The organism is Paenibacillus sp. BC26, assembly GCF_900116125.1.
Classification (GTDB): domain Bacteria; phylum Bacillota; class Bacilli; order Paenibacillales; family Paenibacillaceae; genus Paenibacillus_Z; species Paenibacillus_Z lignilyticus.
In genome coordinates, this window is sequence record NZ_FPAD01000001.1 from 2,524,546 (window position 1) to 2,548,895 (window position 24,350).

Genomic DNA, 24,350 nt, shown 5'->3' on the forward strand with positions numbered 1-24,350 from the left:
TGATCGTTAAGAATAGCTTGCATGCGCACATGCGCAAACAACCCGATCCCGATTCAGAAATAAAGTACAGAAACATCCTTCAACACGGCAGACTTAATGTGTCTGCCCACTTATTCAGTTCATGTTCACCTTAATTGTAGTTGTTGTTGTCATCGCAGCCCGGCGTTTCATGCCGCTCACTCCCTTCGGTAACGAATACATTCATCGTATATGAGATTGCGTTTGGAAGCAATTGCTAAATTTTCAGCCGATCTACCTCGCGACCTATAACTTGAGCGCACGTTTGATGCTGAGCTCAAGTGGCGAATACATACTTCCGTCTATTCGATCGAAGTTCATCCGCTCTTTCAATGGAGTCGTTCGATTGCACAAGAATCGCGTTACCCCGCTGTGATTTTGCGAAGAGGTATGATAGAGAAAAGGATGGCATAAAAAGACGTCCCCTGGTGATGAAGTTGCCTCCAAGACGCGAAGTTTTGTTCCATGCACATCGGTGAACGTATTCGTCATAAATTTCTCAACACGATTCGCTCCGGTCAAGAAAGAATCATCTGCGCGTCCGGTCAACGCAGCCAGCCAAGGATGCCACACATTACACTCTGCAATCGCTTCATGCGGATCCATCCCCTCCGGTTTTGTGGCTAAGTACCGGGCAACTACTTGATGTGAGCCCTCCGCGATCAATGTTCCCCCGCCATGAGGCCCGATTTCCGAGAAGATGCACAAACAAAGCAGGCCCTGATCCGGCGCATCAACGTAATGGCGAAAATGCGATCCATCCCAGTGCCAACCGGTTGCCGGGACACGCCATGATTCGTCTGCGCCTAGATTGAAATTGACCGGCCACCAGCCCCATCCCGGATAATTCCGATCCGTTTCTCCGTTCCAGACAACCTTCTGTCGCCAGCGGTCCGGTCCAATCAAGTCCTCGATGGCATCGCCAAGCCGTTCCGTATGGCATTGATCAAACGACAAGCTACGAAAGTTCTCTTTCATAAACATTAGAGGTGGTTTCCATGTTACTTTATCATTCCGATCGACTTCATAGCGTCTTAGCTGCTCCCATAGGAAGTCTTGGCATTCCAGCGCAAGCGTCCTCGGGAACGCCTCCTCAACCTTTACCCAGCCCAGCTCCATAAACTGCTCAATCTGCGAATCAGTCAGCACCTTGTTCATCTCTGTTCAAAGCCTCCCATTACTGATTTTTCCATAATTGAAGCGCTTTCTCCAATATAACAGGCCACCGCCTATTTTCATATCAGTATTTGAACCGATTGGAACACTAAGAAGCAAAAAAACTGCCCCAAAAGCCGTAAGTAGCTCTCGAGGCAGCCCATCTTTCAATCAATCTTCATCAATTACAATATCCATACCATACAGCAGGTTGAGCGCTTCGGGCAGCATGAATTTCGCCCGGCGAATCCGATTCTGGCTAGGATCTATCCGGTAGTTAGACGCGCGGGAGAGATCAGCCCCTGTTAAGTTCGTTTCGCCGAACATACTTTCCGTGAAATCCGAACCTTTCAAATTGGCTTTCGAGAGATCTGCTTCGCGGAAATCGACATCTTTGACGGAACAATTCGCAATCGTCGCTTGCGGCAGCGCGACGCCGATAAAAGTCGAGTGATTTAAGGTGCACTCCTCGAATTTCAGCAAGCTCGGCACCGTGATTCGAGGCCAATCCGCCTCCGTCCAATTGACGCCGACCAGCTTCGACTGCATAAAATGAACCTGCGAGAACTTGCTGTCCCTTACTTTCATGAGGTTCAAATCACAACGAATAAATGTGCAGCCGGTAAATTTGCATTCATCGAACACAGTCTCGCTAAACTCACAATTCGTGAACGTGCAATCATAGAAATTAACCGAGACGACTTCTTCTTTGCTCAATTGGATATCTTTAAATTGCTCGTCGAAATATTCGCTTTCCGTGAACACCCGGGTCACATCCTTGTTTCATCATTCGGCTTGCCTTAGTCATCTTTGAACTAGAGTTTCCATTTCAGCCACCTGGCATGCCCATCCGTCTCAGCAAGAGACGACCTATGGAATCGGCCATTCCTATAGGAATCCAGATACAAATCGGCATCCCACATATTATTGTAGAGGTGATAGACCTCTCTTGTCTCCCCTATTATTCGAATTTGTTCGCACAATTGCTGTTTATCGGCGAGAGATAGTTGGTTTGCCACATGCGTATGGAAAATACATAAGGCATGATCCTCGGCAATCGTTGCCGCTGCCGAATCCAAACAAGCCAAGGCATTGTCTTCTATCAGTTGCACAGCTTGATTATCGAAATTACTTGCAGCCACTTCAAAATGTTCCATTCGTTCCCGATGCTCCGGCCATATCAACGCTTTCATCCAAAGTCGATCTTCCGAATATTGGAGCTGATTCACATGGAGATCAATGCCCAATCTGGACGCCACGGGAGGACTGTCGGAATAGAGAAATGGCATGTTCGATCCACGTAGAGAAGTGGCCAATGTGAACGAGGATTGCTGATTACCAAAGAACCCGTCTACTGGATCATACGAGTATCGATATTGATCCCAGAATAATTGCAGTCCGGCGCTCGTCCCGACTTCAATCAAGGCAAGCGGTTTGTTCGATAGACGATGGATGAGGCAAAATGCCGGATACAGATACGCGCATCGACGAACCTCGTTCGTCTGAACAAGCTTTGTTGCCAGCAACTGCGCTAGCTCGTCGCGATAAAGCAGGCAGAAATGCTTGAAAGGATCAAACGCAGCTGCGGCGTCCTTCGGATTCGGCACGATACTCGCATAATAATCAACCAGCTCATGTTCAAAGCCGCTAAGCAGCAACAAATGTACAGCACCCAGAAAGAGGTTGGGAATGGGCTGCCCTTCCCTGCTTGCAGCAGCAATACGAAGTAAGTCATCGTCCCCGGCAATGCGGCCCGAGAGCTGTTCGTATAAGCGGCTTGATCCTCTGCACTCTTTATCGGCAAATCTTCTGAAGCTCTCGGAAATACTTGAAATCTCCATACGTCCACCTCCAATATGGATTGCGTAGTTTGAGTGTAGCACTTCATTCCGATAAACAGAATCTTCATTATTTTATAAACCTGATAAGTACTATTTATCAAAAAAAAAGACTGCCATATGGCAGCCAAGATTGAAAATTAACTTCCTGTCCCCTGATATTTATTAAGTCCCTTATTCCAAACCGCATAGGCTAACAGGAACATCGCTAGTCCGACGACCGGCGCAACATAAGGCAGAATCGGAGAAAACAGCGTCTCCCCTGTCTTATTCAAGATCAGCTGTGACGGATAGAAGTTGACGAACGCATACGGCACGACGAAGGTAACGAGGATGCGAATAAACTTGCTGTAAATGGAAATGGGATAATCCATAAACGAACGAATCCCATGAACAACCATATCCATTAAAGCACCGGATCGAGTGAACCAGAAGCACATGGAGCCGGTAATGACGATGAAAGCAGCTTGCACAAGCGTTGCACCGATCAGCACGACCAGCAGGATGAGCAATTCAGCGAAGCCCATATGAACATTCAGATGGTTGAAGCACACGATAAACATGATAATTCCGATGATGACATCACCTAAGTAGAAGTGGCCGAAAGTCCGAATGATCATATGAATGAACGGGTTGACCGGTTTGACGAGCATGACATCGAACGTGCCCTGGGCAACCATGTCTTCCACCTCCCACATCTGAAACGAGAAGAAGATCGAAGCTAAACCGAACGTAAACATATTCATCGTGTAAATCAGTATGACCTCGTACATTCCCCAGCCATTAATCGTGTTGAAACGGTCGAGCATGACCCAAATAATCAAGAAATTGACGATGTGCCCCATCGCGAATCCGAGGAAATCCAAGTAAAACATGATGCCGTACTCCGATTTGCTTTTGAAATAGATCGGAATAAAACGGGCATATAAGTTGAGAAACCGCATGTTCAGCCCCCCTGCACGACCAGTTTTTTCACCGCGCTTGCCCACATCCGCCGTTCCAAGAGCAGCAATGCGACGATCCAGCCCATCTGCTGCAAAATAACGAAGCCAACGTCGGTTAACCCGCTCGTTTTGCCTAAATAGACGGAGATCGGATCGTAATAAATCAATCGAAACGGCAGACAATAGGAAATGGTCGTCAGTGTTCCGGAGAAGAACCAAATTGGGATAAAAGCGCCGGAGAACAATCGAATCAACCCGCTTAGCAGCACATTAATTTGCCAGACGAGCACGTACCAGAAGGCTATTAATCCGATGATGTAGTTAATGAGGAAATTGAGCAGGAACGCATTGAAGAGCATAATCACGAATGCCACTGCTTGCCAACCGGTCGGCAGTTCGATACGAAAGAAGCACAGGCTGATGACGAGGAGCGGTAAAAGTTCGAAAAATACTCGGTATACGTTCTGCCCAAGCGAATGAAAGAACGCGACGAAGCGAAAATTGACCGGCTTCAGCAGCTCCATCGCAATCTCGCCGTTCCTTACTTTTCTTCCGACCCAGAAGATGACATTATTCGTTGCGAATACGGAGATGAACGAGCTGATGACGACATACGTGACCATCTCCTTCACCGAAATGCTGCCAGCACCCGAATCGACCTTCGCTTGTCCCGCAAATACGGCATACCAGATGTAAACCTGCACGAACACCTTGATCAGCTGACCGAAGAGAAACATGAATACTTCCATCCGATACGCCATATTTTGCCGAAGTGAATGGAGTGTCATTTCCCGATAGAGGGCGAGTCTCATACGAAAACACGCTCCCGATCCGCAGCAGCCTCAAGCGGCAAACGTTCTCCATACATGGTGCGAATGATCTCCTCAATGTCGGTTTCCTTGACGACAAAGTCCTTCACATCGTACCTGTCCATGATCCATTTGATCAGCATTGACGAGTTGATCCGCTTCTTGTCATAGATCAGCTGCGTCTTCTTGCCGTCAACGCTGCAGCTTGTCACGCCGAGTTCGTTCAGCTCCTGAGAGGATTCGAAGATACGATCGGTTTCCACAACCATCCGCTCACCGGAGCCGAAGTCGCTCTTCAATTGCTCAAGGTTCCCATCATACATCAGCTTGCCTTGATCGATAACCATGACGCGACTGCAAAGCTTCTCTATATCAGACATATCATGGGTCGTGAGTATGACGGTCGTCCCGCGATCTCGATTGATTTCGAGGATAAAGTTGCGAATCTTCTCCTTCACCACCACATCCAGCCCAATTGTCGGCTCATCCAAGTAGATGATATCCGGATCATGCAGCAGCGCGGCGCATAGGTCAGCTCGCATTCGCTGTCCCAGGCTGAGCTGACGGACGGCAACATGCTTGAACTCATCCAAACCGAGAATATCCGTGAACCGCTCCATATTCTCATTGAATCTGGCTGGCGGAATGTCGTACATATATCGCATTAGCCTAAGGGAATCGATGACGGGTGTATCCCACCATAGCTGTGTTTTCTGACCGAAGACGGCGCCAATGCGCATCGCGTTCAGCTCCCGATTCTTGTAAGGCTCTATGCCGTTTACGATAACTCTGCCGCTGGTTGGGACCAGTATTCCGACGAGCATTTTGATCGAGGTCGATTTGCCCGCTCCGTTCGGACCGATATACCCTACAATTTCCCCTTTGTCGATCGTGAACGAAATGTCATCTACGGCCGTCTTGGTCTCATACTCTCGGTAGACAAGCCCTTTGACATTGTTCCATAATCCTTCTCTGCTCTTGTTACGCTTGAACTCTTTGCGCAAATTGTCCACTTGGATGACAGCCATACAATCCCTCTTTTCTCTACTGAAAAGACTAATGACTTCTATGAATTCTAATAATTACCAGCAATGATTCGATTATCATATGGGTATTGCTTCCAAGTCAACAAAATAAAAAAATCAACGACGTATTAATCCATCGTTGATTTCTCTTGCAGCAATTCCTCATACTCGCGCTTCGTAAGCCCGTAGATAAATTCATCATGATGTTTGCCTTTCGTGAAGATCATGTCACGCAGGCGACCTTCCTGCTTGAAGCCGAGATGCTCCTGCAGCGCAATCGAGCCGTTGTTGAAGGCATATACATGGGCATTGGCTTTGGCATAGCGCAGTTCCTCGAAATAATAACCAAGAATCAGCTTAATCGCCTCCGACGCATAGCCTTGGCGCCAATGTTCGCGGAAGATCGCGATGCCGTACTTGAAAGTACCGTTTCGCGGGTCACAATGACTTGTACATAGACTGCCGACCAATACGCCATCAAGTGTCTCAATGGAGAGCCATATGTTATCGCCTTCCACCGGATGGTCGACCTTCTCCTCCGCCCATGCCTTCGTACCTTCTTCGGTTCTTGGGAAATGAATCATATCGCATAGCCGAGCACCTTCAGAATCGTGATCATTCTGATGATAGTCCTCCCAATCGCCAAATTCCAATGGCCGCAGTCTAACCTTACTGCCTTCCCACATGTAGGATTTCATGGTTGCTCGCCTCCTTCGTTCTCAGGCGTATCGTACCATTTTTCATCAGCCAAGCATAGCCGCTTGCCGCTTATACATATCCTCTACTACAAGACAGGCCATCGCTTCTACTACCGGGACAATTCTCGGACAAATACAAGGATCATGACGGCCGATCGTTTGAATCTCTTGTTCTTCGCCGTCTACGTTGATCGTTTGCTGCGGTACCGAAATGGACGATGTCGGTTTAACGCTGACCCGGAACACGATGTCCTGGCCATTGCTGATCCCGCCAACAATTCCTCCTGCATGATTGCTCAGAAACCCGCTGCTGTTCATGCCGTCATTATGCTCACTGCCCAGCATCGCAGCCGCTTCGAAGCCTGCGCCAAACTCGATTCCTTTAATCGCGCCAATGGATAACATCGCCTTTGCCAGCTCGGCATCTAATTTATCGAAGACAGGTTCGCCAAGACCCGGCATCACCCCGCGAATCCGGCATTCCACAATTCCGCCGCAGCTATCGCCGATGGAAGCCAAATGCTCGATTTTGCGAATCATGTCCTTGGCTGCCACTGGGTCGCAGGCACGAACCGCATTTTGCTCGATCGTGGTTTCATCGAAGGTTTCGCAGCGAATCCCCCCGATCTCCTGCGAGTATGCAATGACGTCAACACCGCGTCTCTCCAGCAGCTTGCGCGCAATTGCACCACCTGCAACACGGGCTGCGGTTTCTCTTCCCGAAGCACGCCCGCTGCCGCGATGATCGCGAATGCCATACTTCTGCAGATAGGTAAAGTCCGCATGGCCGGGGCGAAAAGCGTGCTGAATCGAACCGTACGCCTCCGGCCTCATATCGTGATTATGCAATATGATAAAGAGCGGCGTTCCCGTTGTTTTGCCTTCAAACACGCCGGACTCGATATGAACGATATCGTATTCCTTGCGGGGCGAAGTCACGGAAGATTGACCCGGTTTACGGCGATCCATCTGTTTCTGGATATAAGCCTCGTCGATTTCCACGCCTGGCGTAACGCCATCTACGATGACGCCGACTGAAGCGCCGTGCGACTCTCCGTAGGTTGTGATTTTGAACCGTTCACCGAATGTATTGCCTGCCATTAGATTAGCCTCCTCTCTTTAATATTCGACCTGAATACCAAGTCCGGCCAGTTGCTCGAAATACCCTGGACAAGTTTTGGATACGCAGCCGGGATCGGAAATTCGAATGTCTTGAACGCGCAGGCCGATAAGCGAAAGTGCCATCGCCATGCGATGATCGTCATGCGATTCCACTAAGGTCGGCACCGGCACGCCGGGATACACGGTTAACCCATCCTGATGTTCTTCCACTTGAATGCCAAGCTTGGTTAACTCTGCACAAATCGCTGCAATACGATCGCATTCATGATGCCTGATATGGGCAGCGTCCTTTAATGTAATTGGACCATCTGCGAAGACAGCCATTGCAGCTATCGTAAGCGTCTGATCGGACCATTTTTTCATGCTGAGCGTGAATCCGCCTTTAAGCTGATCCGTTCCATGCACCTCAACAACATTCTCGCCTTTCGTAACCGTGCATCCCATCTGCTCCAGCACGTGCAGCATCTCGATATCGGGCTGGCTTGTGCGACTTGCTTGAATACCTTCAGTCCGAATATGACCTCCGGTCAAAGCTGCTATCGCCCAGAAATAACAACAAGTGGAAACATCCGGCTCCAATTGATATGTCCTTGCTTCATAGTTTCCTTGCGGGACGGTGATGGATTGGCCATCCGGCGATACCTCTGCTTTTATCCCGAAATCTGCCATCATATCAAGTGTCATCTGAACGTAATCCCTTTGAACAACCTCTCCATCAATGCGTATTGTCAGCTGTTCCTTCGCATAAGGTGCAGCGATCAACAGCCCGCTTAGAAATTGACTCGATGTATTGCCCGGGATCGTCACTTCGCCGCCATTTAACCCGGATGCGTTCAGCATGTAAGGCAGACTGTATTCGGAAATCGAATATTCGAATGTAGCGCCAAGCTTGGTTAAGGATGCAAGCAACGGAGCTTGCGGTCTCTCACTCATTCGCTTACTTCCGCTGACTGACCACTTCCCGTGCCCGATCGCAAGTGCGCCTGGCAGAAATCTAGCTACCGTGCCAGCAGCGCCGACATACAAGTTCGCTGAAGCATTCGGCCATACACCGCCACAGCCTTCAATGGAAGCCGTCTCTTGCTGCACAGCTGCAGCTACGCCAAGCTTCGATAGTGAATCGATGCACCAATAGGAGTCATCGCTTTTGAGAATGCCGTGCAGCTCCGACTTTCCTTTGGCGAGCGCTGCGATAATTAAAGCCCTGTTCGTGAGGCTCTTGCTGCCGGGCACGCGAATCGTACCTTGAACGGCTGACTTGGGAGGACTGACTCTTACCTCAAGTCTGTCGTTGTTTGCCGACCATGGAGAACGCGCTTCAAAATCCGGATGTATCGTTACCATTTCCGTCCACCTCTTTAGGGAGTAATTGATCTATTCCGATTATAATGAGATACTTGGAATAAATGAAATCGGAATATTGAATCATTGTCATAAAGGTGGTTTATGTCAAAATGATAAATTTAGAATGGTATCGAATCTTTCTCTATACCGCAAGACACCGAAATTTAACGAAAGCGGCGCAAGAGCTGCATGTTACGCAACCTTCTGTCAGCTATGCCATCAAGCAGATGGAGGAAGCGATGGGTGTGCAGCTGTTTCATCGATTATCCAAAGGCGTCGAGCTCACGGATGAAGGCCGGGCACTGCTCGACTATGTCGAGCAATCCTTCTCGATGCTGGATTCCGCGCAAAAGCATCTGCACAATCTGAAGCAGCTGCATGCCGGCGAAATCCGAATCGGCGCAAGCGATTCGCTTATTAAGCATCTGCTGCTTCCGCAGCTTAATGCTTTTCACAGGGAATATCCCGGTATCCGAATTCGCCTCTCTCATGGCAAAACACCGGACATCACCAGGCGCCTGCTGGATGGAGAGATCGATTGCGCGATGCTTCATTTGCCTATACAGAATCCGCAGCTGATTATTCATACCATGGCCATGATCGAGGATTGTTTTGTGGTAGGAGAGGCGTACAAGGAGCTGGCGGAGCGGACACTTTCCATTCATGAGCTTGCTGAGCTGCCGTTGATCTTGCTTTCACCCGGCAGCAGTACGCGTATCTTCGTGGATCAATGGTTTACCGCAAAAGGAGTTACCGTGAAACCGGATATTGAGCTGGGCAGCGTAGATTTGTTGGCGGAATTCGCACGATTGAACTATGGGGCGGCTTTCATCAGCCGGTCTTTTGTGGAGGAGGAGCTCCGCAGCGGGAAGCTATTGGAGCTAAAGGTGGACATCCCTTTTCCATCTCGGGGCATCGGGTTTGCAGTGAGGCGCGATACGAAGCTGTCCATTGCGGCGGAAAGCTTCGTACGGCGAATTCGTGATTAAGCAATCTCCGTGGCTAGCAGCTCGCTGATCGTGACCAGCTTGTACCCTTGTTCGATGAGCTCGGGTACCAGGATTTGAATCGCCGCAAGTGACTGCGAACGATCTCCGAATCCATCATGGAACAACAGGATACTTCCCGCTCGGACCTCCGGACGCGTAACATTCACAATGTGCTCGGTTCCCGGCATGTCCCAATCGCGAGTATCCGGATTCGTCGCGTGAATGACGGGATACCCGAATTGCTCGCAAACGGCGAGCAGGTCATCGTTGTACTCCAGATACGGCGGACGAAACGTGGACGGACGTTTTCCGATGACATCGACAATGATTTGCTCCGCGCGACGAAGCTCCTCTGTTTGCTCCTCTTTGCTTAGGCTCGCCATATGCGGATGAGAGTAACTGTGATTGCCGAACTCATGCCCCTCCTCGTCCATTCGTTTCGCGACGTCCGGGTATTTCTCCATATTCGTCCCGTGCACGTAGAAGGTCGCTTTTGCCCCATATTGCTGGAACACTTGTAGAAATCGAGGCGTCCAGTCCGGATTCGGCCCATCGTCGAAGGTGATGGCGAGCAGCTTGTCTGGTGTTTTCACTTCATGGAACATTTGTGCGGCTTTCATGGCAGTTTCCCCCTTATTGAAAGTAAAAAAAGGACTACAAAAATCATAACGATTTTGTAGTCCTTCTTCAAACGATTTATTCGTGCGTGGGTTCGATAGCCGGATAGCCGATTTTCTGCCAGCGGAATAGGTGCTTCGCGCGGTCGGACAGCTGCTCGTACGTTTCGATTGGAATTTGAACGCGATTATCGCGGTCCATTGCGCTGTAGATCAGTGCAAGGTTCGGACGGATTTCATTGCTGCGGTTCGGTGTTCCACGGTGCCACATGCGAACATCGCGAAGCAAAATCGAACCTGCAGGCATATGAACCTTCATGGAATGCATATGCGGTGCCAGATCTTCAGGGTTAGGACCGTTTGGACCGTAGTAATTATCCGGCAGCAAGTGCGTGCCGCCCGGCCAAATTTCCATCGGGCCATTGCCTTCGTGTACATCGACGAGCGGAATGTTGAACACAAGATCCGTGATCGGCAGATGCGTTGTGCACAAATCGCCGAAACGAGCGCCGTAATCCGGGTGAACCGGCTGTGATTTCTGACCGCCGGGCAGCGAAGTGTTCGAGGAGAACAATGTAACCGAGTAGTCCTTGCCAAGGATACGATCCATAATGGCTAGAGCAAACGGGTGCTCGATTACGAGCGAATCGTTGAAAGGCGCAGCAAACGGAAGGAAGATACCCAAATGGTTCGTGCCTTCGTTGAAGCCTGTTTTATTCAAATAAATTTCTTTACCATGCTTATCGATGAACCAGTCCATCGCTTCTGTGAACGCTTTCTTTAGTTCAGCGATTTTTTCCGTAGGCAGGACGCCTTCAAGGATAACATATCCGTTTACACGGATCAGGTTAACGGCAAGCTGAATGTTTTCTTCATTTAGGGTTAGTGTATCAATTTCATGTTGACTAACTTTCACAATGATTCACCTCACGTAATGGATGTCGATAGTAGACTGCTAGTGTCTTTCCTAAAAATATCACTTTTGAGAAGCAAATACTAAACTTATTCTCCGATTGATGCATCCTATTACAAGAAATTGTCGGATGAAATTCTAACCATTCTCTTCTGAAGCAGAAAGATTCTGCATGCAAAATGAGATATGTCGCTCCTGCCGCTTCATGTAAGAGCACTCGGAGACACCTGATTTAGTATGGCTGTAAAGCTGCTTCTCATTCTTCAGCGCATGAAACGGTTAAGAAATTGGGAAGCTGCTCGTCGTGAACATCTACTTGTAGAGCACTTATCGTTGGCTCTCATCAACCTATCTTCGGATGCGAGTGCAGGATTTTGCGACGCAGATTGATGTAAGCGCTTGATCTCAGCGGATTTGTTCATTGTACCGCTGCGCCGAGAAATCACCTTCTTGGAAAGCCCAATTGATACTCGTGTGATGTGTGTCGGATTGCCCGAGTATCTGCAGTATAGCCGCTTACGAGTTCAGGTTGCTGCAAGGTGGAAACTTGCACACCACAAGTTCGAGACTTCAAGCATGCTAAGAGTGCCTTTTTCGAACTCTCAGCGATTATTTTCGCCGATTTCGCCTCTGAGAGTTCGATTTCGGAACTCTCAGCCTCGGCCAGCCGCCGGAACGCCGCGCTCTTCGAGCTGAGAGGCTCATTTTCGAACGCTCTGCTCTTTTTTCCCGCCGATTTCGCCTCCGAGAGTTCGATTCCGGAACTTTCAGCCTCGGCCTGCCGCCGGATCGCCGCGCTCTTCGAGCTGAGAGGCTCATTTTCGAACGCTCTGCTCTTTTTTCCCGCCGATTTCGCCTCCGAGAGTTCGATTCCGGAACTCTCAGCCTCGGCCTGCCGCCGGAACGCCGCGCTCTTCGAGCTGAAAGTCTCATTTTCGAACGCTCTGCTCTTTTTTCCCGCCGATTTCGCCTCTGAGAGTTCGATTTCGGAACTCTCAGCCTCGGCCAGCCGCCGGAACGCCGCGCTACTGGGGCTGAGAGTCGCCCCCGCCGCATCGCCTTCTACCTCGAAGCTGCAGCTTCAATTAAATAATAAAATCCGGTCGTGCGGATTCCACGCGCAGTGGCATGTTTGTCAAATTGCGATACGATTCCCGCATAGCAGGTTTCCCGCACATATTCGGAATAGCTTTCCCGCTGGCCGAAACACAGCATGTTCAGCACATCTGCAGCCGATGGAATCCAGACTATTTCTCTGATTCGCTCCATATGAATGTCAACCAGCCCGCTCGTTTCCAGCCGTTCCTGCACTTTATCCAAGATCGGCGTTCCGACCGTCGGGGATTGGAATAAACCCGGAAAACACAATCCAAGCTCCCCGCCTTCCCCATTCCCATCACCGGGATGATAGAGGATTACTTTGCCGCCCGGACGAACGACTCTATTCCCCTCAGTGTACCAGCTGCCCGGTCCTTTCTTCGTGTAAGCCATATCAAACGCATCATCCGCAAAAGGCAGCGAATGGTGCGTATCCCCCCGAACATAACGGACATTCGGTTTTCGATGGAGATTCGCCGTCTCCAGAAATCCTGCCGTTACATCCAAACCAACAATCTCTTCCGCAAATGCTGCCCAACGATTGGTGTACTCGCCATGCCCGCATCCAACATCGAGCACCTTACCGCCGATAACAGCGGCAAGCTTCTTCGTTAGCACATCTTCACCTGAGTCGCCTTCAACTACGCCAATCCAAGTAAACTCATATTTACCTGTCCGCGCTGCCAGCTCGTTACACCACGCGAACGATTGCGGACTTAAGAAGTCCGGATGTTTCGTAAGCTCCGAAAACATAAGTTGTGCCCCCATCTCTCAACGACTATTAAACCGACTCCGCATTGCCCCTCTTAAACTTGTTCAAGCAATCCATACAAATGCATGATTTATTCAGCTGTTCCGCCGGAACCAGCTCAAATATCCCATCCGGAAACACCTCGTTGCTGCACCAGCAGCTATGGTTTCCTTCACAATTATTCCGCTTATGGCAAATGGGACATGCTTTCGCTTGAATTTCATCATCTTTCATCCATAATCACCTATCCCATTCGCTCTGACACTGCACTCCGATCTCAAGCCGTACCTCCTCCAACACGAACTATATACATTCCATTTTACAGCGCTAACCTCCTCCTGAACAAAGCAAAAAAGCCGCGAAATCGCGACTTTTCAGCATCAAGCCTATTAATGAAACGACTTCCAGAACGCACCGTTCGTATCCAGAATCGATTTAATTTGGGCAAAAGGAATCTTGAACGTTGGGAATCCGGCCGCATACGGAGCAATTTCATACGGTTCAAAATAAATATGGAGTGCGTCCTCGGAAACGAAGAACGGCTGATCCGGACGAATGCCATTGTAGGTATTCGGGAAAACGTAGGAATATTGCGGATCCTCTTTGATTTGTTTGCCAATGATATCGCTTAGCTCCTTGACGTAGTTGCTGCCGGGCTTAAACAAGTCCTTGAGCGCGAACATTTGGCCAGTCGATAGATCAATGATGGCGTATTTCTTTGTCGGCATCCCATGCGCGGCACCGAAAGGGAAATTGTAGCCGGTTAGCTCAAGCTGAAGCAGCTGCTGCTTGTAGAACGAGACATCGAAATCACCGGTGTACGAATAATCCAGCTTTTGATCTTCCGGAATCGGCTTCACCTGCGACAGTTCGCGCAGCTTCGCATTAACCTTCCCCTGTGCCGCTTGGTCAGACATCCCTTCCACCTGCGGATAATAGACCAGATAGTCCCGATTCGGTTTGAACTTCTCTTCCTTGACGAAGTAAGGCTGCTTCAGGGGAATCGTCGTATTTTGCTGCCAAATGACCCGGCCGGATCGATCCAGATAAGAGAGCCGCTGATCCACGTATGCCTTGATCAAACCGCCTTCTTCCAATGTAAGCGTGCCGCTGCCGTTAACACGCGGATAGCCTGCTGCCGGTTGACCGTTGCGATCAATGAAGAAGGTTTGCTTCGCATCCGATGCGGAAGCCAGCCCCTTGCTATAATCAGCGACATCCCGATACACAAAGTCCGTCAGCAGCTTCCCATCCCAATCTGCGATGGCATAAATGGAACCGATATAAGGCTGTTGAGGATCGATGGCTTTGCCTACTGCGAATCTGCCGCTGCCTAAATTCCTAATGTCGTTGTACTCTGCTTTTATAATAAAAGCACCTTGCTTATTGATGACCCCATAATTCGACCTGAAATCATCAGAAGTATTAACGATCGCACGGCCGTCTTCGAAGGGGAAAGCGGCGTAAAAAGCAGGCTGAATCACGATAGACCCGCTTTCATCGATATACCCGGTTTTACCCCCAAGCTCACGCTGGAAGGACAGCAATCCATCCCCGAGCGGCCCGACGCTCGCATAATGGTAGGTATGGAGCCGGCGGCCATCCAAACCGATTAACGCATATTCATTGTCTTTCACCTTGACGAGTGCCTTATTTCCTTGGAAATCATTGGCTTCCTGAAATTGCGCCGGAATCACGGCATGGCCTTGCGCATCCAGATAGCCATATTGAATCGTACTCGCCCCTGCGGAACCGGGAAGCGTATCATAAAATACCGCTCTTCCGTCATGCATATCGGAGATAAATGGATACGCCTTCTTCGTCAGCACCGTGCCGCTCTCGTTAATCATCTTAAAGCCTTGACTGTCGATTACAGAGGCGCGCTGCTCTGAGAATTTACCAATTGAATCGTAAATAGGTGAAACGACGTACTGAGCGGATGCGTTAATGATGCCATATTTCCCTTTCTCGGAGACCACTGCCAATCCGTTTTCCTGAAAGTCACCGGCATCGTCATACCTCGGGTCTATCGCCATCCTGCCCCGGTTGTCGATATAGCCCCATCTCATGCCCTTTACGGTCTTCAGCGACGCGGGAAACAGTCCGACTGCTCGCGTTGGAACCACAGGTTCAAGTGCATCCCGGATCGACTGCTCCAGCTCAAGCAGCGTATCCCTCGTGGGTTGAGCGAAAGCGAGTGCTTGATGAACGGACACCAAAGCCGGTTCAACGCGACCGGAGCGATATTGGGCATCAGCAAGATGGTACCAATACAGCGGATATTGCGGGTACCGCCAGACTAGCCGTTCATAGTACTTGACGACATGCGGAAAATAATAACTGTACACGTCTTGCGCGGGAACAAAGCTGCCTTCTTGCCAGCGAAGGACGTCGATGTGGTAGGATTCGCCGCTATTTTGCATCCAAATCGCCAGCTCTGCTTTGCCGTCTTGACCTTGGTTGCTCGGCATATCCATCGCATCCATGTAGCTGTAGCTCATGCCGGACGGTGCGACATCTCTGAACCCTTCCTTGTTCCATTCATAAACAGACAGCTTCGACCACTGGGCGTTGATTTGCCAGCCTACGATTAAGTTGTTCTGACCGGCTCGCAGCACAGGCATAGCCATCAACTGCGCTACACCATGGCCATGCCCTTTGACATCGGCTGCCTTCTCCCATTTCCCCTTCTTCTCTCGCAGCACCAACAAATGAAGCTGGTTGCCCAATCGGTATACTGCTGCAATCTCAGATAATCGGTCTCCATTCAGATCAGCTGCACACACCGCCGCATTCGCGGCAGACTGGTTGAGTAACATCAGCTCCGCACCACTCGGCAAATTTGCCATTGCGATTTGCGTTAGCTGCTGTTCGTTCGCGGCCATGTCAGCATCATCCCTCTCCTCGCATTCTTCGCCTAATCGTATGCTGAGCATTGGCAGATATGCCTTTCTGATGTATAGAAAAAAAATACCCGGCGTGAGCGTGTCCGCTCCTTCACCGGGTATTAGGTATGCATGCGATTAAGACCAGAACCAGAAGATGAGCAGCAGCATCGTGAAACGCACCGCTTCATAAGACGTATCGACGGCTACAACGAGCCAGCTCTTGAATTGCCATACTTTCTTGCCAACCGTGAACGGCAGTGTATAACCCGCTGCCAGCAGCATAGTGAACCAGAAAGCACCGGCTAAGGAATCACCGTCATATCCATAAGCTTGTCCGCCGGCTTGCCACAGCTCTAAGCAGACGGCAAACGCGATCGAAGTCGCGAACGAAACGAGAATATAGATGATAAAAGACTGCATCTTAACGGCGTTGCTTGGCTGTGTTACAGGACTTCCGTACATATCCCGCTGATATGGCTTCTTCCAAATAACCGCCATCCACAGAAATCCCAATGCTAAAGATAGAATTCCCGTAACCAATACGGCCAAATAATTAATGTCGCTAAACAACATCCCGTTTCCCTCGCTTTGTTTGATTGTCGGATAAATACGAAACCATTTGGTTTCGCTTTACGAATCCGATTATATACAACCATTTGGTTTCCTGTCAATAGCAAAAGGACGGTTTCAAAAGTCAACTGCACACTTTTGAAACAGCCCTTCCCGCCTCCGTTATTCCTCTCTATCCGTTCACATCAACGCCTGCCGTTCTCACCTGTGGCTGACGGCGTTTCATATTGGTGATGGCAACTCCGGCCAAGATCAGAATGCCACCGCCGATCTGGGCGGCTTTAATGGGATCGCCAAGGACAAAGAAGCTAACGATAATGGCGACGAATGGCGGAATATTCATGAACATGGCGCTGGTCGAAGGTCCGACAACCGCAATGCCTTGGTTCCACCAGAAACCGGCCAGTCCTTGGCCGATAACTGCGACTGTAATGAGGAGCAGCCACACCAGCCAGTGATGGCTCCCATGTAATTGGCCATTCCATGCCTCAACGCCAACGGCCGGAGACATCAGAATCGTACCTATGACAGTGGAATAAATCGTCACTTCATAGGAAGACATCGAGACGGTTAGTTTGCGAATAAACAGTAAGCTGACCGACATGCCGAGCATGGCCATCAACAAGTATACATCCCCTTTAGAGATACCAAGCTCTTTACCTCCATAGAGAACGATGCAAATTACACCGACAAGACCGACGATCGCTCCTGATATCTTCACCAGCGTAATCTCTTCTTTCAGAAAAATTCGCGATAGCAATGTCGTGGCAATTGGCGACAATGCAATAATAAGCGCAGCGTTGCCTGCCGTAGAATGCTGAAGCCCGGTAAAGTAAAACAGCTGATTAATCAGCGTGCCGGATATGCCGGCCAGCAGCAGCAAGCCGATCTCTCGTCGGCTTGGCTTCCGCATGGAGTGGCGAATCATAGCCACGCTGATTAAGAACAGCGACATCACGACGAGTCTGGCAAAGGACAGAAATATTGGCGAGAACTCTCGCAGCATATAGGCACTGGCAACATAATTGCCGCCCCATAACAGCGAAACGCCCCATAGCTTTAGTAATATCGTTCGATCCGGCATTTCAATGAAAGTCTCCCAACTTATCCATGATTAGTGATTCGTTTGTTCGCGCGCAGATGAGACATGACGGCAGCGAGCGCCATTAGCGCCGCCATCAGCCAGAACACGGCATGCAAACCGCTGATAAACCCATTCAACGACGATGTAGCGCCATTCATGCCCACCTGTGTACCGGAGAAAATCGCCAGCATCGCTTCATGTGGAATGCTATGTGTCACAATTGGCATCGAGAACGCAATGCTGAGCATCATCCCCATATTCGTCGTGAGCGAGCGAATCCCGGATGCTTCTCCGCGATATTTGGCACCGGCTGCATTCATAATACTGCTGGAATTCGGCGAATTAAACAACCCCGAGCCGATGCTAATGATTGTCATATATAGTGCTAAGTGCCAGAAAGGCGTAGCAAGATTCGTATCCAGCGCAAGTCCGGCCAAGCCGAAAATACTAAGGAACAAGCCGACGGTAGCCGGCGTTGTTTCGCCATATTTGTCGCCCAGGCTGCCGGCAAGCGGCGATACGACGAGCATGCCTGCCGCTAGCGGTATCGTCATAATGCCGGCGACAAGCGCATCTTTCTCCAGTGCCCCTTGGAAGTAGAAGATGAGCATGAACATGACGGCCATCCGCGCAATGGCGTTAAGCGTAGCGGAAATAATCCCGAATGAGAATATTTTATTCGTGAATAATGGCAAATGCAGCAGCGCATTGGGATGTCTCCGCTCGAGGCGCAAGAACACGGGAAAAAGTACGATAAAGAATACCCCGGATATCCACACGACCGGCGAAGTCCAGCTTTGAATCGGCCCCCAAGTCAAAGCAATCAACAAGGCAGTAATGGAAACGACATACGTAATTACGCCGCCTATGTCCAATCCGCCTGCTTTGGGAGCGGCAATCTTATCATCCTTGACCCCCATGACCGCCAGACCCCAGATAACGCCGATGACGCCGAACGGTACGTTAAACCAGAAGGTCCATTCCCAGCCAAATGCCGTTGTCAGCCAGCCGCCAAGAACGGGTCCGATAATTTGACCGACCGCTATGACCATAATGTTAATACCAAGCGCTTTGCCCAGTTCTTCCTTCGGAAACGCGTCAGCGACGATCGCCGTACTGTTGGCCATCACCATAGCACCGCCGATCCCTTGCAGGATCCTAAACACAATGAGCAGTGGCGCATGCTCAGCGAAGCCTGAAATAAACGATACGATCGTAAAAAGCAGCATTCCCGCGATATAGATCCGTTTTCGTCCGAAGCGATCCGCAAGCGAGCCGGCCATAAGCACCATGACGGTCTGTGCCACCATATACGAGAGCATCACCCACATCGCCTGCAGCAGCGAAGCTTGTAAACCCGTCAACAGATCCGGCAGCGCAATGATAAGCGTGCTAAAGTTAAGTGCAGAGAGCAAAGAACCCAGGCTCGTTACCGATAAAATCCACCATTTTCGCGAAGTATTCACGTTCATTCTCCCCTCTTACTCAATCCGGTGATTCAGCCGAAGAGCGATGCTTTAACCGATTCGCACGATCGAGACGCTCCGTAAACCCTTGCTTTAACAGCTGCAGCTTCCCCATCCTTTCATCAATGTGACTGATGATATCTTGGAGCCGGTCCGTCGCTTCATCAAGCACGTTTTCCCGTTCATCCTCTGTAAGCGAATCCCCATAGAACGTAGCTCTCAGACGATCAAGATCCGCTTCCGCTTGCAAAATATCACGTATCTCTTGCAGCGATGCGCCAAGCACTTCTTTCAATCTCAGAATGTGCTGAATGCGAAGAACCATCTCCTCGTCGTAAACCCGATGCCTGCCTTCCGTTCGGCTTACCGCAGGAAGCAAACCGATTTCCTCATAGTAATGAAGCGTTCTGGCCGTAATGCCGAGCCGCTCCGTGATGTCTTCCATCGTATATTTCAGGTTTACTTCCATGTGGACTTCAGTCTTCTCCCTTCTCTTTCCAAATAACTTACGTTAACGTAATGTTATCTCAATGAGCTTGAAATCGTCAATCTACGACCGGCATCGGAATAGAAAAAAGCTGCCGTTGCCGGCAGCTTCTCTCCCTAATTTCATCTTAATCAACAATAAGCTTTCCGACCATCTTAGCGTGTCCGGAACCACACATAATGGAGCAGTGAAACGCATGCTCGCCGGCTTTATCAGCCGTAAACTCCGCTGTTCCGTTATTTTCTTTGATGTCCACATCGAAATCATCAATGGCAAAGCCATGCACGCCTTCTTCGTCCTGCAAGGTGATTTTCACTTTGTCGCCTTGCTTCACATGGATTTCTTCTTGGTCGAATTTGAAATTGGAGGCTTTCACCGTAATCGTGTTACCGCCACTGTTGCCTGCTCCCGTATTTGTACCCGCGTTGTTTCCAGTAGTTGCACCGTTGTTAGTGTTATTTCCGGTGTTGTTGTTATCGTTGCCGCCGCAGCCTGCCAGACCTACGGCCGCCATAACCACTGCTGCTGTGATGATTAGTAAGCGAAGTTTCATTGTATATTCCTCCTTGTAGGTTACCGTTTGGGCTCGATCTCGATAATGGTAGTCTTCTCATCAGGGGTATCGTCGACAATTCCTTTGGTGGAATTGCGGAATTCGCGAAGCGTATCCCCGAATGCGCGTCCAAGCTGCGGAAGCTTAGCAGGTCCAAACACGATCAACGCGATGGCGAAAATAATAATCAGCCCCGAAATACCGATATTGTTAAACATAGGAGCACCTCCATTTGTTTAGTTCTTTTACTGTGCCGGCTGCATGGCGTATTTCAGCCTTCGTCTGTAATAGATGGAGCAGCCGAGCGCGCTGATCTCAAACAGGAGAATGAGCGGCACTGTGACGGACAGATGGGAAACGAAATCCGGCGGCGAAATCAGTGAACCGAGAACGGCTAAGCTGACATATGCATATTTGCGTATGGTCTTCATTTTCTCAGGTGTAAGCAGCCCGATTCGGGTTAGAAAGGTCATCACGAGCGGCATTTCGAAGGCGATTCCCATCGGCAGCAGGAAGCTGATCAGGAACGACATGTAATGCTGGATGCCATACACCTCCGCGGCCCCCATCGATTGATTCAGCTTGATCATGAACCGAATCATCATCGGGAGCGCGACCAGATACCCGAACGTTCCGCCTAATAGGAAGAGCAGCACGGACATCGGTACATAGATCAGCGTGCCTCTGGCTTCGGATTCCGTCATGCCGGGTTTCGCAAAAGCCCAGAAATGATACATCAGGAATGGCAGCGTGATCGTAATCCCAATCAGAAGCGCGCATTTCATGTACACCACGAGCCCATCCGATAAAGCAAACACGCTCCATTCCACCTGGATGCCGCCCAGATGCGATTTGATAAATCGGATGATTCGCGGTGATTCGAACAATCCGGCAGCAAACGCGACCAGAAACCAGCCTGCAACATAGATCAGACGTTTGCGAAGCTCCGACAAGTGAACGATCAAATCGCGATCCAGCAGCTCATTCGCCTGGCCTTTACCGCTGTTCACACAAGAGGTCCTCCTTTCTTAAGATAGGTTTTGACCCCTTCGGCAGCCCGATAAGCGAATGCCCCGACCGTTGCCGTCGGATTATAGCCGCTGTTATGCGCGAAGTTGGAAGCCCCGCAAATAAACACATTTTCGGCATCCCACATTTGCAAATAATTGTTCACGACCGATGTCTTCGGATCACTGCCCATAATCGTACCGCCCGTGTTATGCGTGGATTGGTACGGTACGATGTTATATTGCTTGAGCGCGTCATGCATCTCAACTTTGGTAGCGCTCATGCCGTCGGCAATATCCTTTGTCTTCTGCGCGATGAATTTAACAAGCTCTCGGTCCTGTTCTTCGAAGTCAAATGTCATGCGCAGCAGCGGTTGTCCGAGCGCATCCTTATACTCCGGATCCAGATCGAGAAAGTGGTAGCGGTTCGGCATGCTCGCCCCTTGACCCGTGACGGATAGGATTCGGTTTGCATTGTGAATGGTTGCTTTCTTAAACTCTGCCCCCCACTTCGGAGCGCCGGCCGGCACCGGCTGGTATTGAATCGGCCGCAGTCCCGTCTGCGTGAAGCGAATATTAGCCCCATGTAGAAACTTCAAATCACTGTGATCGAAGTTGTCGCCATTAAAATCATCTAAGCTGCTGCCCAGAGCTCCTGCGCCCATCGCCAGATTGAATTCGCGATCTTCATAGAACGCGCTCGTACTGGCGCCGTTGACTTGATAGGCGTAGTTGCGGCCGACCGCTCCGGTTTCCGTGTCCGGATCATAGGGCTTTCCAAGCTTGGACATCAGCAGCAATCGGACATTCGAGAACACATAACCGGCCAAAATCACAACATCTGCCGGCTGAATGTACTCTTCTCCGGTAGGCGTGTTGATGTAGGTGACACCGGTTGCCTTCGAACCGTTGTGCAAGATCGAAGTCACATTCGAATGCGTGCGCAGCTCGAACTTTCCGGAAGCCTGCGCGACGGGCAGCACGGTGACGACAGGATCCGCTTTCGCTCCGTATTCACAGCCGAACCGTTCGCAGTAGCCGCAATACTGGCAGGCTGCGCGTTCAATGCCGTCCGGATTTTTGTAAACTTCAGTCAAGTTTGCCGAAGGGATAACGTAAGGATGGTAGCCGAGTTTGGTGGCCGCTTCCTCAAACAGCTTCATGCCCGGCGTTTTCTTCATAGGTACTGTCGCAAACGGCTTGGACATCGCACCCACATTCGGTGGCGTCGTTTTCTCCCCCGATATCCCGGACATTTGCTCATACATCACGTAATACGGCTCAAGCTGGTCGTATGTAATGCCCCAGTCGCGGATCGTCATGCCAACGGGGATCTTCTTCTTCCCATATCGCTCCACCGTCTTGCTGTAGATTTCGAAATCGTACGGCAGAAAACGATAATACTGGCCATTCCAGTGCACGCCTGCCCCACCTAAACCATCCCCCAGCAGAAAAGATCCGTAGGTGCGCATTGGCAATGCCCGCATTTTATAGGTGTTTCGGAAGGTCACCGTTTCTTTGGACAAATCCTGCATCAGCTCGTAGCGAGCAGCGTATCGAAGCTCATCGTGGACATGAAAATAATCCTGAGTCCCTCGACCCTTCCCTCTCTCCAGCCCGACCACTTGAATGCCGGCTTTGGACAATTCAGCGGCAATAATGCCGCCTACCCAGCCCATTCCTACGATAACGACAGGCACTTTCGGAAGTTTAGTCGCCATATTCCATCACTCCTACCCTATATCGAGATGATCAGCCAGACTAAGCGGTTTCATTTTGACGAATTCTTCCTTCTCGATCTCATTGGAATAGCTCATTTGATTGCCCGGATAGTTTCTCATTTTCCACCCTTGCATGTTCTTATTGCCTCCATAGAGCGGATCGGAATAGACGCCTTCGATCGTCAGATTCTGAAACATCGAGAAGAAGGTAGAAGCCGGAACTCCCTTCAGGTGTACATCATCTTTCTCAAAAGCCGTCAGCACCGCATCTTGCTCCTCGGGAGTAATCTCCACGAACTGTTTCTGATACTTGGAGTTACTGTACAGATTGAGCGAGTCAAGGCCCAGGGCCATGAGCTCCTTGCGCTTAAAGGTAAGCTGGTAGCCTTGCGACGCTTCCGCTTTATAGAAAGGCGGCGACATGTAATCGCGCGCATTGGTGCCGAAAGCACTGGCCATTTGGTGGTCAATGAAGAAAGCGGCGCCTAGTTCCTTGGCTCCGGGTCCAAGATCGTCCTTCGGGAAAATCCGTTCAGCCGCAGCTTCCGCAGTCAGAAACTGATCCTGCGAGAAGAACATCAGCGCTTGATTGTAGTCCTTCGTTTCGGTGGGAGTTGGCGCCGGTGCAGCGGGCTCTTCGTCCTTCGTTGTTTGCTTCACGTTGGAGCCGATTAATCCGCCGATTACGCCGCCTAGGACAACTCCTCCCAGTGCGGTGCCCGAATATTTTAGAAACCTTCTTCTGGATTCATCTTGTGGCTGTTTCGAATCCGTTGCCATCATGATCTCTCCTTCTTGTTCACTTGAGCTAAGTAGGCTTAGTATTTTCCACAACATGAATTAACATCCAATTATTTAGAAAAGTGCCGATTACGCGATTGGGCGGCATATGGTAATAAGGAGCAGGTTAACACGACTTCACGATTGGAGATGAAAAGCAATGAATGCCGCAAAAGCTTTACGGGTGCTGATCTTCGGTTTCTTAATTGCCGTACTTGCGATCGGACTGTTACCTTTCCTTGTCATTTACAATTGGAGCGAGCTGTATGGTTTGTCTGAAGTCGATAATTCGTACTCGCCGTTGACTTTTTTGCAGAAGTATATGAAGTGAGGTTCATCAAGTAAAGAAGGCTGTCTCCAAAGTCGCGTACCGCGCTTTTGGGACAGCCTTCAGTTAGGTTTACGAGCATTGTGCGTTTGACAACACTACCTACTAATCGTATACAGTAACACTGACAGGTATGTAAGAAGAA

General features: G+C 50.0%; 25 protein-coding genes. 2 read left to right on the plus strand and 23 right to left on the minus strand.

All coding sequences use genetic code 11. The annotated features are described in order from the left end of the window. Window positions 1-264 precede the first annotated feature (264 nt). The 9 genes from BM412_RS10915 to aroA all read right to left on the minus strand — a co-directional run bounded on the left by BM412_RS10915 (window position 265) and on the right by aroA (window position 8,953). Entirely contained in the window at window positions 265-1,176 is a 912-nt protein-coding gene (locus BM412_RS10915; RefSeq protein ID WP_091217467.1) for a phytanoyl-CoA dioxygenase family protein, read from the minus strand. A 168-nt stretch (window positions 1,177-1,344) separates the two neighbouring features. Next, complete coding sequence (locus BM412_RS10920; protein WP_177245768.1) at window positions 1,345-1,938, minus strand: pentapeptide repeat-containing protein; 594 nt, start codon at window positions 1,936-1,938, stop codon at window positions 1,345-1,347. 50 nt (window positions 1,939-1,988) lie between these two features. Beyond that, window positions 1,989-3,014 carry a DUF2332 domain-containing protein gene (locus tag BM412_RS10925; protein WP_091217472.1) on the minus strand — a complete coding sequence of 342 codons (1,026 nt, stop codon included), beginning with the start codon at window positions 3,012-3,014 and terminating at the stop codon, window positions 1,989-1,991. Window positions 3,015-3,151: 137 nt separating this feature from the next. Continuing rightward, a complete protein-coding gene (locus BM412_RS10930) occupies window positions 3,152-3,955 on the minus strand; it encodes an ABC transporter permease (RefSeq protein WP_091217474.1) in 804 nt (267 codons plus the stop codon). 2 nt (window positions 3,956-3,957) lie between these two features. Next, window positions 3,958-4,767: an ABC transporter permease gene (locus BM412_RS10935; RefSeq protein WP_091217477.1), complete on the minus strand. Its 810-nt coding sequence runs from the start codon at window positions 4,765-4,767 to the stop codon at window positions 3,958-3,960. Then, entirely contained in the window at window positions 4,764-5,792 is a 1,029-nt protein-coding gene (locus tag BM412_RS10940) for an ABC transporter ATP-binding protein (protein ID WP_091217480.1), read from the minus strand. Before BM412_RS10940 ends, BM412_RS10935 begins: the two co-directional genes overlap by 4 nt. A gap of 125 nt (window positions 5,793-5,917) precedes the next feature. After that, entirely contained in the window at window positions 5,918-6,487 is a 570-nt protein-coding gene (locus BM412_RS10945; protein WP_091217483.1) for a GNAT family N-acetyltransferase, read from the minus strand. A 45-nt stretch (window positions 6,488-6,532) separates the two neighbouring features. Further along, window positions 6,533-7,588 (minus strand): chorismate synthase, encoded by a 1,056-nt coding sequence (aroC, locus tag BM412_RS10950; RefSeq protein WP_091217484.1) that lies wholly within the window; start codon window positions 7,586-7,588, stop codon window positions 6,533-6,535. Between the two features lie 18 nt (window positions 7,589-7,606). Continuing rightward, the gene (aroA, locus tag BM412_RS10955) at window positions 7,607-8,953 is read right to left on the minus strand and encodes a 3-phosphoshikimate 1-carboxyvinyltransferase (protein WP_091217487.1); all 1,347 of its coding nucleotides are present in this window, start codon (window positions 8,951-8,953) and stop codon (window positions 7,607-7,609) included. Window positions 8,954-9,063: 110 nt separating this feature from the next. Between aroA and BM412_RS10960 the strand changes: the two genes are divergently transcribed. Continuing rightward, window positions 9,064-9,942, plus strand: coding sequence for a LysR family transcriptional regulator (locus BM412_RS10960; protein WP_091217490.1), 879 nt, complete (start codon window positions 9,064-9,066; stop codon window positions 9,940-9,942). Here the strand turns inward: BM412_RS10960 and BM412_RS10965 are convergent. The 14 genes from BM412_RS10965 to BM412_RS11030 all read right to left on the minus strand — a co-directional run bounded on the left by BM412_RS10965 (window position 9,939) and on the right by BM412_RS11030 (window position 23,877). Then, a complete protein-coding gene (locus tag BM412_RS10965) occupies window positions 9,939-10,562 on the minus strand; it encodes a polysaccharide deacetylase family protein (protein ID WP_256256240.1) in 624 nt (207 codons plus the stop codon). The genes BM412_RS10960 and BM412_RS10965 overlap by 4 nt on opposite strands. A 76-nt stretch (window positions 10,563-10,638) precedes the next feature. Then, window positions 10,639-11,475: a phytanoyl-CoA dioxygenase family protein gene (locus BM412_RS10970; protein WP_177245769.1), complete on the minus strand. Its 837-nt coding sequence runs from the start codon at window positions 11,473-11,475 to the stop codon at window positions 10,639-10,641. 1,059 nt (window positions 11,476-12,534) lie between these two features. Next, window positions 12,535-13,323, minus strand: coding sequence for a class I SAM-dependent methyltransferase (locus BM412_RS10975; protein ID WP_177245770.1), 789 nt, complete (start codon window positions 13,321-13,323; stop codon window positions 12,535-12,537). A 28-nt stretch (window positions 13,324-13,351) separates the two neighbouring features. After that, window positions 13,352-13,555, minus strand: a complete 204-nt coding sequence (locus BM412_RS10980) for a cysteine-rich CWC family protein (RefSeq protein ID WP_091217499.1) — start codon at window positions 13,553-13,555, stop codon at window positions 13,352-13,354. Window positions 13,556-13,710: 155 nt separating this feature from the next. Continuing rightward, window positions 13,711-16,257, minus strand: coding sequence for a WG repeat-containing protein (locus BM412_RS10985; protein WP_371264760.1), 2,547 nt, complete (start codon window positions 16,255-16,257; stop codon window positions 13,711-13,713). 87 nt (window positions 16,258-16,344) lie between these two features. After that, window positions 16,345-16,782, minus strand: a complete 438-nt coding sequence (locus BM412_RS10990; protein ID WP_091217504.1) for a DUF1761 domain-containing protein — start codon at window positions 16,780-16,782, stop codon at window positions 16,345-16,347. 169 nt (window positions 16,783-16,951) lie between these two features. Next, complete coding sequence (locus BM412_RS10995; RefSeq protein WP_091217507.1) at window positions 16,952-17,863, minus strand: DMT family transporter; 912 nt, start codon at window positions 17,861-17,863, stop codon at window positions 16,952-16,954. 20 nt (window positions 17,864-17,883) lie between these two features. Next, window positions 17,884-19,329 (minus strand): MFS transporter, encoded by a 1,446-nt coding sequence (locus tag BM412_RS11000; protein ID WP_177245771.1) that lies wholly within the window; start codon window positions 19,327-19,329, stop codon window positions 17,884-17,886. A gap of 19 nt (window positions 19,330-19,348) precedes the next feature. After that, window positions 19,349-19,798 carry a MerR family transcriptional regulator gene (locus tag BM412_RS11005; RefSeq protein ID WP_091217512.1) on the minus strand — a complete coding sequence of 150 codons (450 nt, stop codon included), beginning with the start codon at window positions 19,796-19,798 and terminating at the stop codon, window positions 19,349-19,351. 145 nt (window positions 19,799-19,943) lie between these two features. Next, window positions 19,944-20,369 carry a cupredoxin domain-containing protein gene (locus tag BM412_RS11010; protein ID WP_091217515.1) on the minus strand — a complete coding sequence of 142 codons (426 nt, stop codon included), beginning with the start codon at window positions 20,367-20,369 and terminating at the stop codon, window positions 19,944-19,946. 20 nt (window positions 20,370-20,389) lie between these two features. Further along, complete coding sequence (gene tatA, locus BM412_RS11015) at window positions 20,390-20,587, minus strand: twin-arginine translocase TatA/TatE family subunit (protein ID WP_091217518.1); 198 nt, start codon at window positions 20,585-20,587, stop codon at window positions 20,390-20,392. A 27-nt stretch (window positions 20,588-20,614) separates the two neighbouring features. Beyond that, window positions 20,615-21,379: a twin-arginine translocase subunit TatC gene (gene tatC, locus BM412_RS11020; protein WP_256256241.1), complete on the minus strand. Its 765-nt coding sequence runs from the start codon at window positions 21,377-21,379 to the stop codon at window positions 20,615-20,617. Next, window positions 21,376-23,097, minus strand: coding sequence for a GMC family oxidoreductase (locus BM412_RS11025; RefSeq protein ID WP_091217521.1), 1,722 nt, complete (start codon window positions 23,095-23,097; stop codon window positions 21,376-21,378). The genes tatC and BM412_RS11025 overlap by 4 nt, the downstream gene beginning before the upstream one ends. Before the next feature lie 12 nt (window positions 23,098-23,109). Beyond that, window positions 23,110-23,877, minus strand: a complete 768-nt coding sequence (locus BM412_RS11030) for a gluconate 2-dehydrogenase subunit 3 family protein (RefSeq protein WP_371264761.1) — start codon at window positions 23,875-23,877, stop codon at window positions 23,110-23,112. Between the two features lie 160 nt (window positions 23,878-24,037). Here BM412_RS11030 and BM412_RS32095 point away from each other — a divergent pair, with 160 nt between their 5' ends. Further along, a complete protein-coding gene (locus BM412_RS32095) occupies window positions 24,038-24,208 on the plus strand; it encodes a hypothetical protein (RefSeq protein ID WP_177245772.1) in 171 nt (56 codons plus the stop codon). Window positions 24,209-24,350 lie beyond the last annotated feature (142 nt).

What these genes read in the sequence shown, in the direction of transcription:
- BM412_RS10915 (WP_091217467.1), bottom strand. Translation starts at nt 1,176, where the DNA reads ATGAACAAGGTGCTGACTGATTCGCAGATTGAGCAGTTTATGGAGCTG.
- BM412_RS10925 (WP_091217472.1), bottom strand. Translation starts at nt 3,014, where the DNA reads ATGGAGATTTCAAGTATTTCCGAGAGCTTCAGAAGATTTGCCGATAAA.
- BM412_RS10930 (WP_091217474.1), bottom strand. Translation starts at nt 3,955, where the DNA reads ATGCGGTTTCTCAACTTATATGCCCGTTTTATTCCGATCTATTTCAAA.
- BM412_RS10935 (WP_091217477.1), bottom strand. Translation starts at nt 4,767, where the DNA reads ATGAGACTCGCCCTCTATCGGGAAATGACACTCCATTCACTTCGGCAA.
- BM412_RS10940 (WP_091217480.1), bottom strand. Translation starts at nt 5,792, where the DNA reads ATGGCTGTCATCCAAGTGGACAATTTGCGCAAAGAGTTCAAGCGTAAC.
- BM412_RS10945 (WP_091217483.1), bottom strand. Translation starts at nt 6,487, where the DNA reads ATGAAATCCTACATGTGGGAAGGCAGTAAGGTTAGACTGCGGCCATTG.
- aroC (WP_091217484.1), bottom strand. Translation starts at nt 7,588, where the DNA reads ATGGCAGGCAATACATTCGGTGAACGGTTCAAAATCACAACCTACGGA.
- aroA (WP_091217487.1), bottom strand. Translation starts at nt 8,953, where the DNA reads ATGGTAACGATACATCCGGATTTTGAAGCGCGTTCTCCATGGTCGGCA.
- BM412_RS10960 (WP_091217490.1), top strand. Translation starts at nt 9,064, where the DNA reads ATGATAAATTTAGAATGGTATCGAATCTTTCTCTATACCGCAAGACAC.
- BM412_RS10965 (WP_256256240.1), bottom strand. Translation starts at nt 10,562, where the DNA reads ATGAAAGCCGCACAAATGTTCCATGAAGTGAAAACACCAGACAAGCTG.
- BM412_RS10975 (WP_177245770.1), bottom strand. Translation starts at nt 13,323, where the DNA reads ATGTTTTCGGAGCTTACGAAACATCCGGACTTCTTAAGTCCGCAATCG.
- BM412_RS10980 (WP_091217499.1), bottom strand. Translation starts at nt 13,555, where the DNA reads ATGAAAGATGATGAAATTCAAGCGAAAGCATGTCCCATTTGCCATAAG.
- BM412_RS10985 (WP_371264760.1), bottom strand. Translation starts at nt 16,257, where the DNA reads ATGCTCAGCATACGATTAGGCGAAGAATGCGAGGAGAGGGATGATGCT.
- BM412_RS10990 (WP_091217504.1), bottom strand. Translation starts at nt 16,782, where the DNA reads ATGTTGTTTAGCGACATTAATTATTTGGCCGTATTGGTTACGGGAATT.
- BM412_RS10995 (WP_091217507.1), bottom strand. Translation starts at nt 17,863, where the DNA reads ATGCCGGATCGAACGATATTACTAAAGCTATGGGGCGTTTCGCTGTTA.
- BM412_RS11005 (WP_091217512.1), bottom strand. Translation starts at nt 19,798, where the DNA reads ATGGAAGTAAACCTGAAATATACGATGGAAGACATCACGGAGCGGCTC.
- BM412_RS11010 (WP_091217515.1), bottom strand. Translation starts at nt 20,369, where the DNA reads ATGAAACTTCGCTTACTAATCATCACAGCAGCAGTGGTTATGGCGGCC.
- tatA (WP_091217518.1), bottom strand. Translation starts at nt 20,587, where the DNA reads ATGTTTAACAATATCGGTATTTCGGGGCTGATTATTATTTTCGCCATC.
- BM412_RS11025 (WP_091217521.1), bottom strand. Translation starts at nt 23,097, where the DNA reads ATGGCGACTAAACTTCCGAAAGTGCCTGTCGTTATCGTAGGAATGGGC.
- BM412_RS11030 (WP_371264761.1), bottom strand. Translation starts at nt 23,877, where the DNA reads ATGGCAACGGATTCGAAACAGCCACAAGATGAATCCAGAAGAAGGTTT.
- BM412_RS32095 (WP_177245772.1), top strand. Translation starts at nt 24,038, where the DNA reads ATGAATGCCGCAAAAGCTTTACGGGTGCTGATCTTCGGTTTCTTAATT.